The organism is Pedobacter foliorum (assembly GCF_013266735.1).
Lineage (GTDB): Bacteria > Bacteroidota > Bacteroidia > Sphingobacteriales > Sphingobacteriaceae > Pedobacter > Pedobacter foliorum.
On sequence record NZ_JABSNU010000004.1, the window covers coordinates 427,123 to 443,965 of the forward strand.

The 16,843-nt window shown below is 38.2% G+C and carries 10 protein-coding genes; 5 read left to right on the forward strand and 5 right to left on the reverse strand.

The genetic code is table 11. The features are described 5' to 3' along the window. The first annotated feature begins 151 nt into the window (after nucleotides 1-151). The 4 genes from HQN83_RS11525 (at nucleotide 152) to odhB (ending at nucleotide 6,535) form a co-directional block, all read left to right on the forward strand. Nucleotides 152-1,444, forward strand: coding sequence for a DASH family cryptochrome (locus tag HQN83_RS11525; RefSeq protein ID WP_173090482.1), 1,293 nt, complete (start codon nucleotides 152-154; stop codon nucleotides 1,442-1,444). A 105-nt stretch (nucleotides 1,445-1,549) separates the two neighbouring features. Next, nucleotides 1,550-2,428: a MerR family transcriptional regulator gene (locus HQN83_RS11530; RefSeq protein ID WP_317172503.1), complete on the forward strand. Its 879-nt coding sequence runs from the start codon at nucleotides 1,550-1,552 to the stop codon at nucleotides 2,426-2,428. Between the two features lie 66 nt (nucleotides 2,429-2,494). Next, nucleotides 2,495-5,290 (forward strand): 2-oxoglutarate dehydrogenase E1 component, encoded by a 2,796-nt coding sequence (locus tag HQN83_RS11535; RefSeq protein ID WP_173090483.1) that lies wholly within the window; start codon nucleotides 2,495-2,497, stop codon nucleotides 5,288-5,290. An 18-nt stretch (nucleotides 5,291-5,308) separates the two neighbouring features. Next, entirely contained in the window at nucleotides 5,309-6,535 is a 1,227-nt protein-coding gene (gene odhB / locus HQN83_RS11540; protein WP_173090484.1) for a 2-oxoglutarate dehydrogenase complex dihydrolipoyllysine-residue succinyltransferase, read from the forward strand. Between the two features lie 183 nt (nucleotides 6,536-6,718). Here the strand turns inward: odhB and HQN83_RS11545 are convergent, their stop codons facing one another. From HQN83_RS11545 to HQN83_RS11555, 3 genes are all read right to left on the reverse strand, one after another. Further along, nucleotides 6,719-7,408, reverse strand: coding sequence for a head GIN domain-containing protein (locus tag HQN83_RS11545; protein ID WP_173090485.1), 690 nt, complete (start codon nucleotides 7,406-7,408; stop codon nucleotides 6,719-6,721). 63 nt (nucleotides 7,409-7,471) lie between these two features. Next, the gene (locus HQN83_RS11550; protein WP_173090486.1) at nucleotides 7,472-9,127 is read right to left on the reverse strand and encodes a M1 family metallopeptidase; all 1,656 of its coding nucleotides are present in this window, start codon (nucleotides 9,125-9,127) and stop codon (nucleotides 7,472-7,474) included. Nucleotides 9,128-9,131: 4 nt separating this feature from the next. Continuing rightward, a complete protein-coding gene (locus tag HQN83_RS11555; protein WP_173090487.1) occupies nucleotides 9,132-11,009 on the reverse strand; it encodes a CocE/NonD family hydrolase in 1,878 nt (625 codons plus the stop codon). Nucleotides 11,010-11,122: 113 nt separating this feature from the next. On the opposite strand from HQN83_RS11555, the gene lpdA reads away from it, so the two are divergent. Further along, nucleotides 11,123-12,529 (forward strand): dihydrolipoyl dehydrogenase, encoded by a 1,407-nt coding sequence (gene lpdA, locus HQN83_RS11560; RefSeq protein WP_173090488.1) that lies wholly within the window; start codon nucleotides 11,123-11,125, stop codon nucleotides 12,527-12,529. A 34-nt stretch (nucleotides 12,530-12,563) separates the two neighbouring features. On the opposite strand, the gene HQN83_RS11565 is transcribed toward lpdA, so the two are convergent. Continuing rightward, the gene (locus tag HQN83_RS11565) at nucleotides 12,564-13,385 is read right to left on the reverse strand and encodes a hypothetical protein (RefSeq protein WP_173090489.1); all 822 of its coding nucleotides are present in this window, start codon (nucleotides 13,383-13,385) and stop codon (nucleotides 12,564-12,566) included. 231 nt (nucleotides 13,386-13,616) lie between these two features. Then, nucleotides 13,617-16,805, reverse strand: a complete 3,189-nt coding sequence (locus HQN83_RS11570) for an efflux RND transporter permease subunit (RefSeq protein WP_173090490.1) — start codon at nucleotides 16,803-16,805, stop codon at nucleotides 13,617-13,619. Between the last annotated feature and the right edge of the window lie 38 nt (nucleotides 16,806-16,843).

Here is a 16,843-nt window from a genome sequence, read left to right on the forward strand (position 1 = left end):
CAATAACCTATTGTTTGAACTTTAGTTTTGCAAAAAAGGCTTTTTATACCATTCATTTGTTTCGCTAGTGTAAATATTGGCGTTATGATTCTTATTCGGATAAAAAATCGTATATTTTTGTAATTAGTACACAAAACTCAGTTGCAAGTTAATGAAGTCTAAGAAAATATTGGTGTGGTTCAGGAATGACCTTCGCTTACATGATAATGAAATGTTAGTTGAAGCAATTGCTAAATCAGATTGTATTTTGCCAATTTATTTCTTTGATCCGCGACATTTTGAGGGTACTTCATTTGAAACAGAGAAGACGGGAGTGCGCAGAGCACAGTTCTTGTTGGAAAGTGTTTCGTCGTTAAGAGCAGCATTTCAAAAATTAGGTGGTGATATATTGGTTATTCAGGGTAAACCTGAGGAGCATATACCGGCTATTGTTGAGCAGTTAGAGATTTCGGAGGTTTATCATCATAGAGAGGTTGGGCCAGAGGAGACTTTAATCTCTACTTATGTAGAGGACATCCTGTGGAAACAAACTATTAATTTACGACATTTTATAGGGCATACGCTTTATAATAAAGAGGATTTGCCTTTCCCTATTAAAGATATTCCTGATGTGTTTACTCAGTTTAAAAAGAAAACCGAGCGCGATGCGATTGTAAAATCTTGTTTTGAATCGCCGTTAGAGGTTGCTTTTGTTGAAAATGAAAATTGGGGTGCATTGCCTTCGTTGCTAGAGTTAGGTTTTGCTGAAGCTAGTTTTGTGAATTTCGACAATGAGTTGAGAGGGGGAGAGCTGGCGGGGTTAGCGCACCTGACAAAATTACTTGAACCGGGTTCAGAGATTTACATTAAATATAGCCCAAAAGCTGCTTTGGATAGACCTGGATTCTTTTCTAAAATATCTGCTTGGCTTTCGTTTGGTTGTCTTTCACCTAGAAAGGTTTACTGGATGGTTAAAGAGGCCGAAGCAAGTTTTGGTGCAAATCCTAATTTTAATCAGATCCTACTTGGATTGCTTTGGCGAGATTATTTTAGATTCATGTTTAAAAAACATGGAGTAAAGTTTTTCCAGGAAACTGATTTTGAAGAACTGATTTTATCGCCGGTTGAAGTTGATGAGACTGCGGTTAGGAATTGGAAAAATGGTGAAACAGGACATTTGCTTGTTGATAGACATATGAAGGAGTTGAATGACTCTGGATTTATTTCTCATGCTGCACGTTTAATTGTTGCCACTTATTTGATTCATGTTTTAAAGGTTCACTGGACAATAGGTGCTGCATATTTTGAAGAAAAGCTGATTGATTATGCTCCTGCAAGTAACTGGGGGAACTGGGCAAATGTAGCTGGTGCAGGTTTAGATCTTAAATCGAAGAATGCTTTTGATCTTGATAAACAAATGAAAATTCTAGATGTAGTATCGCCCGATGCAGCATCTCTTGTGTGATATTATTACCTGCACACTTTTACTTTATTAAAACAGCTATTGTAGGAATGTTGAACAAAAATTGTTTTTTAAACAAACTTGTTTAACATTTGTTGTTCATAATAGGTGAAAAAATACTCAATTAGCGATATAGAAGGCCTCATAGGCATAAAAGCACATACCATTAGGGTGTGGGAAATCCGCTATAATCTTGTGCCACCTAAACGGACATTAACTAACATCAGGTATTATGATGAGGATGATTTAAAAGCCCTTTTAAATATTGTTACGCTTAATGAAAATGGTTACAAGATTAGCAAAATAGCTAAAATGAGTCGGACGCAGATTTCGGATTTGGTTGTTCAACTTAAAACTAATTGGAATAATGATTCGGTACAGATACTAAGTCTTTCTAACGCTACCGTTGATTATGATGAAGTCGCTTTTTCCGAGATTTTGGCAGGTTGTATTACCGAAATGGGCTTGATTAAAACAATGGATCTTGTGTTGTTTCCTTTTATGAAGAAGGTTGGGATGCTTTGGCAAACCGGAGCCATTGATCCTTCTCATGAGCATTTTGCTTCTAACCTAATAAGAGACCGTATAATTGTTGAGATTGATAGGGTTGAAAAACCACATAAAGATAGACCTAAACGATTTTTGCTTTTTTTACCGGAGGCCGAGATGCATGAGGTAGGTTTACTGTTTACCAGATATTTATTGAAAAGCTGCGGACAGGATACATTGTATCTTGGTTCTGGAATTCCTTATGCTGACCTGAAAAAAATAGTCGCTTCTTATCAGCCGGACTATTCGTTTATTGTGTTGACTTCATTAAATTTGGGTAAGGATATCAATAAAATTGTGGGAAAGGTGATGGATAATCTGAACGTGCCATTGTTAGTGGCAGGGAGTTTGATATCAGAATTTGATATTCTTGTGAAGGATCAGCTAACGCCATTGAAAAATGTTTGTGATATGGTTGATTTTCTTGAAGATTTATAAGGAAGTTTACCTGTTTATTAAGGTAAAAAATCCTAATTTTGCAACACTTATAGCAATTCACACATAATGGATAATTTATCTTATCTCAACGGCGCAAATGCCGAATACATAGAATCCTTATATCAGTCTTATAAACAAGATCCTAATTCTGTTGAGTTTGGTTGGCAAAAGTTTTTTGAAGGCTTTGATTTTGGAAGAGGGTCTTCAGGAACATCGGTTAGTTCGGAGACTCCTGAGCATTTTTTAAAGGAAATTAATGTCCTTAATTTAATCAACGGATATCGCCAGCGTGGTCACTTGTTCACCCAAACCAATCCGGTAAGGGAAAGACGTCACCATTTGCCTACTTTGGACATGGAAAACTTTGGATTGGCAAAGTCGGATCTGGACACTGTATTTAATTCTGGGATTGAGATTGGTATCGGAGCAGCTAAGCTTAGTGATATCATTGCTTTTTTAAAGCAAACTTACTGCGGCTCTATTGGTGCAGAATATAAGTATGTACGTACTCCTGAAATCCTTTCGTGGATTGAACACAAAATGGAGAGTGTACGCAATACTCCAAATTTCTCTATCGAAGAGAAAAGAAGGATATTGAAGAAATTGAATGAGGCGGTTAGCTTTGAGAATTTCCTTGGGACTAAGTTTCTTGGTCAGAAGCGTTTTTCTCTTGAAGGAGCTGAAGCTTTAATTCCTGCATTGGATTCAGTAATTGAAAAAGGTGCAGAACTTGGAATTGAAGAGTTTGTAATTGGTATGGCTCACAGAGGACGCTTAAACGTTCTTGCCAATATCATGCAGAAAACCTATAAGGATATCTTTGCTGAATTTGAAGGTAAAGGTTACAGTGCTGAATCTCCTTTTGGAGGTGACGTTAAATATCACCTTGGTTACTCAACTGATGTTACTACAAACGACGGTAGCAGCGTGCATTTGAGTTTATGCCCTAACCCTTCTCACCTGGAAACAGTGAATGGGGTAGTAGAAGGTATGACCAGGTCTAAAATTGACTTTAAATATGGTGGCGACAATGCTCGTATTGCACCAATTTTAATACATGGTGATGCTTCTGTTGCAGGACAGGGTATTGTTTATGAGGTAATTCAGATGGCTGGTTTGGATGGTTATAAAACAGGTGGTACAATTCATTTGATTATTAACAACCAGATCGGTTTTACTACCAACTATAAAGATGGTCGTACCAGTACTTATTGTACTGATATTGCTAAAGTAACTTTATCGCCGGTATTCCATGTGAATGGGGATGATCCTGAGGCTTTAGTTTATGCGATTAATTTAGCAATGGAATATCGTCAGAAATATAAAAATGACGTATTCATTGATATTTTATGTTACCGTAGATTTGGCCATAATGAGGCTGATGAGCCTAAGTTCACTCAGCCACTTTTATACAAAAGTATAGAGAAGCATGCTAATCCGCGTGATATTTATATTCAGCAGTTGATTGGTGAGGGTAAACTTGAAGCAAGTTTAGCTAAGGAAATGGAGAAGGAGTTCCGTGGTATATTACAGGAACGTTTAAATGAGGCTAAAGCGGTAACTTCTACTTATAGTGAAGTGAAATTTGGCGGTGCATGGTCAGACATGCGTTTAGCTACGCCTAAGGATTTTGAAACTTCGCCAAATACTGCTGTTAAGAAATCAACGCTGCTTGAAGTAGCAAAAAGAATAAGTACGCTTCCATCAAACAAGAAGTTCTTTAAGAAAATAGAGAAACTTTTTGAGGAGCGTAGCAAAATGGCAAATACCACTCATGTGTTCGACTGGGCAATGGGTGAGCAATTGGCTTATGGTACTTTGCTTGCCGAAGGAAAAAGAGTGCGTTTAAGCGGCCAAGATGTAGAGCGTGGAACATTCTCTCACAGACATGCCGTTATAACCCTTGAAGATTCGGAAGAAGAATATATCCCATTGGCGAACATTTCTGACCAACAGGCTCCGTTTGATATTTACAATTCGCATTTATCTGAATATGGTGTACTAGGTTTTGAATATGGTTACGCAATGGCTAACCCTAATGCGCTTACCATTTGGGAAGCTCAGTTTGGTGACTTCTTTAATGGAGCGCAAATTGTTGTAGATCAGTATATTGCAAGTGCGGAGACTAAATGGCAACGTGAAAATGGCTTGGTAATGTTATTGCCTCATGGTTATGAAGGACAAGGTCCTGAGCACTCATCTGCAAGGATTGAGCGTTTTATGGAACTTTGTGCTGATTACAACATGCAGGTAACTAACTGTACTACTCCGGCTAACTTCTTCCACGCATTACGCAGACAGTTTAAACGTGATTTCAGAAAGCCATTGGTAGTGTTTACGCCTAAGAGTTTATTGCGTAATCCTCAGTGTGTGTCGAAACTTGCTGAATTTACTGATGGTAAATTCCAAGAGGTTATTAATGATGAAAACGTTAAAGCAGCTGATGTTAGAAGAGTGTTATTCTGTTCTGGTAAAATCTATTATGAGTTGTTAGAAAAACAACAAAAAGAAGGGATTAAAGATGTTGCTATTGTTCGTGTTGAACAGCTTTACCCTACTCCGGTAGATCAAATGGAAGCAGTATACACGAAATACAAAAATGCTAAAGAAGCAGTTTGGGTTCAGGAAGAACCAGAGAACATGGGAGCTTGGCCATATTTGTTGCGTAAATTAAGAAGAACTATCTTTAGTGATATTGAACTGATTTCAAGAAAAGAAAGTAGCAGTACTGCTACTGGATTTGCAAGACAACATGCAGATCAACAATCTTATATTTTAGCTAAAGCTTTTGAAGCTCCTGTTTCTGAAGCGGATAAAAAGATTGCTAAAAAATCAGTGAGTAAAGTTTATAATGTAGATTAGAAAAATAATACATCAGTTATGAGTATAGAAATAAAAGTTCCGCCAGTAGGTGAGTCGATAACCGAAGTTGTTTTATCACGTTGGGTAAAAAATGATGGGGATGTAGTTGAAATGGATGAAGTAATTGCTGAATTGGAATCTGATAAAGCAACTTTTGAATTAACTGCAGAACAAGCCGGAACTTTAAAAACAGTAGCAGCCGAAGGTGATACCCTTGCAATTGGTGCTGTAGTTTGTAAAATTGAAGATGGTGGCGCTGCACCTAAAGCTAAAGAAGAACCAGCTAAGGAAGAAAAACCTGCTGCGGCTGCAGATAAGGTTGCTGCTCCGGTTGCTGAAAAAGGTGGCGAGAATTATGCTACCGGAACTCCCTCTCCTGCTGCAGGAAAGATTCTTGCTGAGAAAGGTGTTGATCCTGCTTCTGTAAAAGGAACAGGTGTTGATGGTAGAATTACTAAGGAAGATGCGGTGGCTGCAGAGAAATCTCAACCAAAAGCTGCAGCTCCTGCTCCTAGTGCTGCTCCGGTAACTGCTGTTGCAGGTGCTAGAAATGAGCGCAGAGTGAAAATGTCGCCGTTGCGTAAAACAGTTGCTAAGCGATTGGTTACTGTTAAAAATGAGACTGCAATGTTAACTACGTTTAACGAGGTTAACATGAAACCAATCATGGATTTGAGAGGTAAATATAAAGATCAGTTTAAAGAGAAATTTGGTGTAGGCTTAGGCTTCATGAGCTTCTTTACTAAGGCTGTTTGCGAGGCATTAAAAGATTTCCCAGCTGTAAATGCTAAAATTGATGGCGAAGAGATCGTTTATAATGACTTTGCTGATATCTCTATCGCGGTTTCTGCTCCTAAAGGATTGGTTGTTCCAATTATTAGAAATGCAGAAAGCATGAGCCTTGCTCAGATCGAGAAAACTGTTATTGAGCTTGCTACTAAAGCACGTGACAGCAAATTAACTATTGATGAAATGACAGGTGGTACATTCACTATCACTAATGGTGGTGTGTTTGGATCGATGATGTCTACTCCAATCATTAATGCTCCTCAGTCTGCAATTTTAGGTATGCACAATATTATTGAGCGCCCGATTGCTGAAAAAGGAGAGGTTGTAATTCGTCCGATGATGTATGTGGCTTTATCTTATGACCACAGAATTATTGATGGAAGAGAGTCGGTAGGTTTCCTTGTAAGGGTTAAACAATTGTTAGAAGATCCTGCTAGATTATTGTTAGGCGTTTAGGCGCTTGTGTTAACTTATATTAAAAAGGGCCTGATCGATTGATCAGGCCCTTTTTAATGTGTTCATCTTTCATTTGATCGTCATCCTGAATTTATTTCAGGATCTCGGACTAGTAAGTCCGCCCGACAGGTGTGAGGTTCTGAAATAAATTCAGGATGACAAGTGTGTTCAGGATGATGGCACTTATATCTTTCTTACACCACCTGATCCCGATACTGATTTTTGAATTGTAGGATTACCCGAATAGCTTATGTTTCCTGATCCGCTGATTGCTGCTTCAATGCTTTTTTGTGCATCAATGTAAATGTTTCCAGAACCGCTTACATGAGCTGAAATCGTCTCTACCGAGAAATTCTTTCCGGAGAATGTACCTGATCCACTAACGGCAACTTCTGAATCTTTGGCTTTCCCGTTAATTGACAGGCCGCCTGAGCCGCTGATTGCACCTTCGAACTTAGTTACAGTTGCTGAGGCTTTGATGTTGCCAGAGCCACTTACAGCAACGCTTAATGAGGAAGAATTAATTGTTCCATCAACGTCTATACTTCCGGAGCCGCTCAATCCTAATGAGGTGATCTTTTTGGCAGTAATATAGGCTGTGATTTTTGCATTTTTGAATTTTTTAAACCAGTCGTTCCACTTTGTTTTTGGCTTAATGGTAAGAACGCCATTTTTTACTTCGGTAATAAGGTTGTCTATAGCTTCCTGATCTCCTTCTAATTTAAGGCTTTCTGTGTTGCCAAGCTTAACTATGGCATTAATAGAACCACCTATTTCGATTCCTGTAAAATTACTTACTTGTCTCTGTTGAGCTTTGCTGGTTATTCCAATTGCTAAGAATGCCAGGATTAGTATTGAACTTAATTTTTTCATTTTGTTTAGGTTTTTCTATATGACGCAGAGAAAAGCAATTAGTTGCACCTTATTTATAAATTTCTATGATTTTTTAAGTTTAATATAAAAGTTCCTGTCAGCTTTGAAAGTATCCGCTGTTATGCCTTTGCCTAATTCTGCTGTTTTCCACTGTGTAGAGGGATGTAGGAGTGAAAAGGAGTTCTCTTTTAGAGTTACCCTAACCGGCATATCAAAATTCTTTACATCAGCTAGCCATCGGTAAGATAGTTTTGAGCCGTCAACCTTATATTCCAAAGTAGGGATGTTTGCATAACGAAGGTACTGGTCAAATATTTTATCCAGCTTTAAGCCACTTTGTTTTGCGATGTAATTTTCTACCTCTTGTGTGGTAACGGTTTTATGATAGAATGTTTTATTTAATCCTCTTAATATGTTTTTGAACTTCTCATCATCATTAATCAACTGACGGATGGCGTGGATCATGTTTGCACCTTTGTAGTACATATCGCCTGATCCTTCATTGTTGACGTTATATTGCCCGATGATTGGAATGTCGTTACGGACGTTGTGTCTGATGCCTACAACATAATCTGAACCGGCTTGTTTGCCATGCTCTGATTCTGTGAATAGGGTTTCAGAATAGTTTGTGAAAGCTTCATGAATCCACATGTCGGCGATATCTTTTGAGGTGATGTTGTTTCCAAACCATTCATGTCCACTTTCGTGGATAGTGATGAAGTCGAATTTTAAACCCCAACCTGAATCTGACAGGTCTCTTCCAGAGTATCCCATTTTAAATTGATTGCCATAGGCAACAGCACTTTGGTGCTCCATGCCTAAATGGGGAGCCTGTACCAGTTTATATCCATCTTCATAAAAAGGATAAGGACCGAACCAATACTCAAAAGATTTTAGCATTGGTTTTACATCTGCATCCCAATGGGGGCGAGCTTTTACGCTGTCTTCTTTTAGCGACCAGTAATCAAGTGATAAATTGCCTTTTTCTCCCTGATATTGATCAGACCAGTGTGCGTATTTACCAACGTAAAAAGTTACGTTGTAGTTGTTGATTGGATTGGCTACAAACCAATTGTATTGTGTATAGCCATCTGGTTTTTGAACAGTACTTCTTAAACGACCATTTGAAATATCCTGAAGGTCTTTAGGTACACTTATGCTGATTAGCATACTGTCAACCTCGTCACTTTGATGATCTTTGTTTGGCCACCAGCAGCTAGCGCCGAAGCCCTGACAAGCAACAGAAACCCATGGATCGCCCGATTTATCTTTGGTAAAGATAAATCCCCCATCCCAAGGCGGGTTCTTTGCTATGACCGGATTGCCTGAATAGAATACGGTAAAGCTTTCTTTTGCACCTTTTTTAATCTCGGCAGGAAATGTTACAAAGACTGCATTGAACTCCCTTTTGAAAGGTAGTTCTGCACCATTAAATATAACCTTGTCAACTTTAAGGTTGTCGAACAGGTCAAATTGTAGCTTGTTGAAGTTTTGAGTTGCAGTAAACTTAAACTCATTGCTTCCACTTATGGCTTTGTTATCGATGTCTATTTTGACATCAAGGTGGTAGTAATTGATGTCGTAACAGGTTCTTAATGGAGTAAGTGCACCTCTAAGGCTATCAGCTCTGGAAGATTTTACTGCTCCGCTAAGTAATTGTGCATTGGCGGAGTTTATGGTACACAGTAACGCGGCAATACCGAATAATAGCTTCTTCATTAAATTATTGTTTTAATACAGTTACGGTTAGTGAAGAAGAATTGTGCACATCATGAAAAATGCGATGAGTAGCTTTTTGGAAATCACTTGGTTCAGCCTGATAGATGTCCATAAATTTTTGCGGGTTTCTATCAGCAAGTGGAAACCATGAATTTTGTATTTGGATCATGATTCTGTGGCCTTTTTTGAATGTATGCGCAACATCAGGTAGGGCATAGTTGACCTTGGTGATTTCTCCTGGATTAATGGCTTCCGGTTTTTCAAAGCTATTGCGGTATTTTCCACGCATAATTTCTCCACGTACCAACATTTGATATCCTCCCATAATCAGGTTTTTGGGATTTGTTGCCGGATTGGGTGTGTTTTCTGGATACACATCAATTAATTTTACTACATAATCGGCATCAGAACCTGTTGTAGATACTACAAGGTTGGCTAATAGTGAGCCTGTTAATGTGATGTCTTCTGTTAAGGTGTCAGTTTGGTATACTTTAACATCAGGTCTACGTGCAGCGAAACGTTGATCATCAATCATGTATTCGCGTGTTCTTCTGGCCTGAACTCCATCCTGATAAGGAATCGGACTATTCGGGTCACTTACATACTCATCCCAACTATCTGTTCTTTGGACTTTTTCGAAACTTAACTTACCATTGGGTTGTAAATACAGGTTTTTGGTCTCCGTATCTTTAGGTGGCCATGTGCTGAACTTTTTCCATTGGTTACTGCCGGTTACAAAGATGTTGGCTTCTGCAGGATTAAAATCGCCTTCGCCTTTAAGGTAATGTTTGAAGAAGGGAAGCTCAAAGTTTTCCTGATAATAGGTACTGGTCGGTTGTCCGAATTCTATGTCGCCAAAGCTACTCCCGGTACTGCGTACCCAACCTCCATGATACCATGGACCCATAACCAAGATATTGCTGGCTTTAGGGTTTTGTTTCTCGATAGTTTTATAGGTGGCAAAAGTACCGTATGCATCTTCTGCATCGAAGAAACCACCCACTACCATAACTGCAGGTTTTACATTAACTAAATGTGGTTGGATGTTACGTGCTTGCCAAAAAGTATCCAGGTTAGGGTGGGCAAATAGATCATTCCAAAACTTAATGCTGTCGGCAAAGTATTTATCTTTTAGGTTTTTAACTGAGCCTGACTCAAGATAGAAACGGTAGTTGTCTTGTATTGGGAATTCGAAACCTTTTGGCCCTTTATCTGGAGTAATTGGCATTGGTCTGGGAACACCAAAGATACTCATGAAACTAAATGCATCGGCTAAGAATAAAGTTCCATTGTGGTGGAAATCATCGCCACGATACCAGTCGGTAACAGGTGCCTGCGGAGAAACGGCCTTTAAAGCAGGGTGTGAACCAGGTAAAGATGTAGTAGAATAAAACCCTGGATAAGAAATCCCGTAGATACCGGCTTTACCATTGTTGTTTTCAATGTTCTTTACCAACCAGTCGATTGTATCATAGGTATCCGTACTTTCATCTATGTCCTTTTTGCTTTTTTTATTGACTACCTGTGGTCTGATATCTTCGAATGTGCCTTCGCTCATCCACTTACCTCTCACATCCTGATATACAAATATGAATCCTTCTCTCATCATTGCCGGGAAGTTACCCAAACTGGTTTTGTATTTATCGGCTCCGTAAGGGGCAACGGTATACGGGGTTCTATTAATTAGAAAGGGGTACTTTTTTGTTTTATCTTTTGGGATATAGATTGACGTAAATAATTTAACACCATCTCTCATGGTAATACTACGTTCAATTTTAGTATAATTTTCTTTTACATATGCCGAATCAGACTGCTGGGCAAAAAGAGATGAGAATGTAAAAATGTTGATAGCAACAAGCCAAAGGAATTTAATACGGGCCATTATAGGTTAATAAGTTATGAAATAGTAAATATAGTGAATGGAAATGTTTTAGGCTAATATGTATCAGATTTAACCTAGGTTTACTAACTTTGGGAAATAAAAAAACCTTTGATATGCAATACGATGTAGTTGTAATTGGCTCGGGCCCGGGCGGTTATGTTGGAGCAATAAGATGTGCCCAATTAGGCCTAAAAACGGCAGTTATAGAAAAATATAAAACTTTTGGTGGTACCTGCTTAAATGTTGGTTGTATTCCATCTAAAGCATTGTTAGATTCTTCAGAGCATTTCCACAATGCTGCTCATACTTTTAAAACCCATGGTATTGATCTTAAAGATTTAAAGGTTGATATGCCACAGATGATTGCCCGCAAAAATGATGTTGTGGCTCAAAACACTGCCGGTATCCAGTATCTTTTTAAGAAAAACAAAATTGATGCATTTGAAGGAGTAGGTTCATTTGTTGATAAGAATACTATAAAAATTACCAATGCTGAAGGTAAATCAGAAACGATCACTGCTAAAAATGTAATTATCGCTTCGGGATCTAAACCTACTGCGCTTCCGTTTTTACCGGTAGATAAAAAACGTATCATTACTTCAACTGAAGCTTTGAACATTACCGAAGTACCTAAACAAATGATTGTTATTGGTGGTGGCGTAATTGGTTTGGAGTTAGGTTCTGTTTATGCTCGTTTAGGTACAAAAGTATCTGTTGTTGAGTTTATGCCTTCTATTATCGGTACAATGGATGCTGGTTTAGGTAAAGAATTGCAACGTGTTTTAAAGAAATCTTTAGGCATGGAGTTTTATATGGGCCATAAGGTTACCGGTGCAACTACAAAAGGCAAAAAGGTAACTGTAACGGCTGATAATGCTAAAGGTGAGCAAATACAACTTGAAGCTGATTATTGTATCGTTGCTGTTGGTCGTACTGCTTATACTGCTGGTTTAGGCTTAGAAAATATTGGCATCCAAACTGAAGAAAGAGGAAACAAAATTCCTGTTAACGAGCATCTTGAAACTTCAGTTCCTGGAGTTTATGCTATTGGTGATGTTATTAAAGGTGCTATGCTTGCGCATAAAGCTGAAGATGAAGGTATTTATGTAGCTGAGAGATTGGCGGGACAAAAACCACATATCAACTATAACCTTATTCCCGGTGTTGTTTATACCTGGCCTGAGGTTGCATCTGTAGGTTATACTGAAGAGCAATTAAAAGAAAAAGGTGTTCAATATAAAGCAGGTTCATTCCCATTCAAAGCAAGTGGAAGAGCTAAAGCTAGTATGGATACTGATGGTTTCGTGAAAGTATTGGCTGATGCTAAAACTGATGAAATTCTTGGAGTTCATATGATTGGCCCTCGTGCTGCTGATATGATTGCAGAAGCGGTAGTAGCTATGGAATTCCGTGCTTCTGCTGAAGACATTGCAAGAATTTGTCATGCACACCCAACCTATACTGAAGCACTTAAAGAGGCGGCTATGGCAGCCACTGAAAATAGAGCTATTCATATTTAATAGGACTAACATGTATAAAAGTAAAGGCTTTAGATTATTCTAAGGCCTTTACTTTTAAAGCAGGGTACGTTTCGTATAAGGCCTTTACGGCGATTTCTATAAGTCTTAAATTCTCATCTTGATGTCCATGCTGAACTTCCACGTTAATGTAAGGGATGTTTCTACTCATTGCATAAACAGATAGAGAGCCGTCATCCGGAGCTTCGGCTGATTGTAGTATCACGTTTACGTTTGCTTTCTTTAGATGATTAAATAGCTTTAGATCTGTTACAAGAATAAGATCATCGTTATCCATGTCAAAGTTAATGTAGACGGAGTCTGCGGCGCTTTTAAGCGGATATCCTTCCAGGTATGATGAAATACCAAATCCACCATCTGCATTGTTATGTAGGGTGAAAATGTATCCTAGTTTTTTAGGGTTGTAATAATTGAGGATCAATTTGCCGGTTCGTTCTAACTGCATAAGAACTTCGTCATTATCTACATTGCCATATTTTGCAAGTCCCATAATAATTCCTTCCTGGGTATAAATGCTATTCGGATCTGTTTGGAAATTGAAGCCGTCGTTTGAGAATTTGAAATTTCTTGTGCCTCCGTATTGGCAGTCTATGATGCAACCACCATTAAATTGTATGTATTCAAAGGCGGCTTTTACGCCAGTATCTTCATCGTCATGAATAGCAAGGAAACTAACTTTTGGTTTTCCAAAACTGTATTTTACAAGGTTGATGTCCAGGTCATTTAATGCAATAGCATTTGTATCTGTTAGCATTCCTTCAAAAACGGGAGGGTGTTGTGCTTTTATTTTAAATGAAATGGTACACAACAGCAAGAATAATATAATGTGCTTCGGCATATTCTATGTAAATACAACAAAACAATTATAATTGTTTTTAACTGTTATAACAAAACGAGGGTGATCATAATTTATGATCACCCTCGTTTTGTTATTTTCGTTATCCTGAATTTATTTCAGGACCTCACAAGAGAAAGGAAGTCTTGCTAATGCGAGGTCCTGAAATAAATTCAGGATGGCAGGCGCGACTTATTTTGTACACGCTCTTTTTGTTATTAGCGACTATGATTATTATTCAGCAATGTCATATTCCAGAACATCTTTGTGATCATATGGCTCCTCTAACATTTCATCTATTGTTTTTCCTTTTTTGTTAAAGCCTAATTTATCTAATATGATATCGAAAATCAGGTAAACAACCGGTACAACAATCAATGTTAAAAACAGTGAACTTGTTAGACCACCAACAATAACCCATGCTAATCCATTTTTCCATTCAGCACCGGCACCACTTGCCAAGGCAATTGGTAACATACCAAAAATCATGGCGATGGTTGTCATTAGGATTGGACGTAAACGAGCATGGTTAGCTAGTACTAACGCCTCTATTGTAGATTTACCCTCCGCTTTCATGTGGTTGGTAAAGTCGACAAGTATAATCGCATTCTTGGCCACCAAACCCATTAGCATGATTAAACCTAATATGGTGAAAATACCGATAGAGTTGTTCGTTAAAGCAAGCGCTAGGAAGGCTCCGATTAATGCAAGAGGCAGAGAGAACATTACCACCAATGGGTAAACGAAACTATCATATAGGGCCACCATAATTAAGTAAACTAAAATAACTGAAGCTAGTAAAGCAATACCTAAAGTACCAAAACCTTCTGATTGATTTTCCTGATCTCCAGCCCATGAGTAGCTTACACCTATAGGCGCTTTTAGTTTTCCATCTTTTTGTAGTTGCTCCAGTTTTGTCTGAAATTCAGCGACAACAGTTCCCGTTGGTCTACCGATAGATTGCGCTTTAACAGATACAGAGGTTGATTTATTTAAACGCTCTAGCTGACTTGGTCCGGAACCTTCGGTAATTGCAGCAAACTGTGATAGTTTAATTTGCTGCCCATCCTTGTTTATAAAAATAAGGTTACGAACATCGTCAACATTTTTTCTGTTGAAATCCTGGAACTGGATGTTGATGTCATATTCATACTCACCTTTTCTGTATTTGCCATCCGTGTTACCGGCAAAAGCTGTTTGCATGGTTGAACCTACAGTTTGTAATGTTAACCCAAGAGCCGACATTTTATCACGGTCAACCTGAACATTGATTTCAGGAGTTCCTTTTTCTACGGATAATTTAATCTCCGTTGCACCCGGAATAGAGGCAAGTACTTTTTGTGCACCTTCAGCATATTTTAATGCACTATCCAAGTCAGAACCCATTACCACTAACTGTATTGGCGCATTTTCTGCAATACCCAAAATACTAATTGGAACAGTTTTAACTTTTGCACCTACTAATTCTTTAGCTAGAGCACGACTCATTTTAGTTGCGAAAACATCTGAGGAGACTCCTTTTCGCTTATCACGGTCAACTAGTTTTACGTTGATCTCCGACTTATAAGCTGTTGCTTGAGTTCCACCAAAATCTCCACTGGCTTGACCAACAGTAGTAATTAACTGTGTAATTTCTGGTTGTTTATCTAAAAATGCTTCAGCACGTTGTGTGTAAAAGTTGGTTTGTTCTAAAGGTGCATCTTTCGGTAATTCAATTTGAACTAAGAACTCACCTTTATCTGATTTGGGGAAAAACTCCGATCCGATAAAACCGGCGCCAGCTAACCACATTGCGCCAACAAACAATATCACTACAGCTAAAATTGTGCGTCTTTTGTGGTTTAAAGACCACGTTAAGATATTTGTAACCCAGTGGGTGAATTTTTTTAATTGTTTTTCAAACCAAAGGATAAAGCGGCCGAAGACGTTTTTACCTTCGATGTGCTCTAATTTACCATATCTAGAGAAAAGTAGTGGTACAATGGTAAATGAAGCAAGCAATGAAAGCAATGTTGCAATAATTACCACAACACAGAACTGACGTAGGATGTTGGATACCAGACCTGTACTTACCGCAATAGGGAAGAACACAACCACAATTACTAAGGTGATGGATACAACTGTAAAACCAATCTCTCTTGTAGCGTCAGAAGCGGCTCTTACTTTGTTTTTACCCATCTCCATGTGTCGCTGGATATTTTCCAGAACCACAATTGCATCATCCACAAGAATACCTACCACGAGTGATAAGCCTAGCAGGGACATCAGGTTTAAGGTAAAACCAAATAAACTGATACCAATAAACGTTGCAATTAGTGATGCAGGTATCGATACCATTACGATTAATGCATTACGTAAACTGTGTAAGAAGAATAGCATTACAAATGCTACCAGCACAACTGCCAGAATTAAATCGTGAATAACGGCATCAGCAGATTCTAATGTAAAAATAGAGCTATCATTAACAATTTTAATGTCTAGTTTGCTTGCTGCATATTCTACTTTAAGTTTCTCTATAACCTTGTGTACACCTTTACTTACTTCAACCGCATTTGCATCACTTTGTTTAATGATTTGAATAGCAATGGCACCTTTTCTGTCAATACGAGCTAATTTTTCAGTCTCTTTCTTAGAATCCTGTACATCGGCAACATCTCCTAAACGGATTTGAGCACCATCTTTGGATGTTTTTAGAACCAGGTTTCTTAATTCTTCCAGATTTCTGTATTTACCGGATAAACGAATTAAAACATCTTGATTTTCTGTTTTAACACTTCCAGTAGGGAAATCTAAATTTGAGCTTAAAATCATTTGTTGTACCTCAGGTACTGAAAGATTGTAGCCTTGTAATTTATTCGGGTCTAAAGAAACTTGAATCTCTCTTTCTGAACCACCAATTAGGTTAACCTGAGCGATCCCGCTTACCCTTGAAATAACCGGGGCAATTCTTTGGTCAATTAGATCGTAAAAACTCACATCATCCATGTTTGCAGAAGCAGACATAGTGATAACCGGTAAATCATCTAAAGAGAATTTACTTAATGATGGTGTTTTTACATCTTCAGGTAGTTCTGAAAGGATGGCGTTTACCTTACGTTGAGCATCATTTAATGAAATATCAATGTTGGCTGCGTCAGTTAAAGTAATCGTAACGGTTGATAAACTCTCAAATGAAACGGCGTTTATTTTTTTGATATTCTCCATTGATGATACCGCATCTTCAATTTTCTTAGTTACGGTATTTTCAACCTCAGCCGGCGAAGCGCCAGGGTAAATTGTTGATATAGATACAACGTTGTTTGAGAATTTTGGTAATAACTCATAACCCAACGAAAAGTAACTTAATAGCCCTAATAGCGTAAGTGCAGTAAATACTACAATTACCAGGGAGGGCCTTTTTATCGATATGTCTGTTATTTTCATTTTCTTTTTTTATTGCGTGTTGCGATTGGCATATCGCG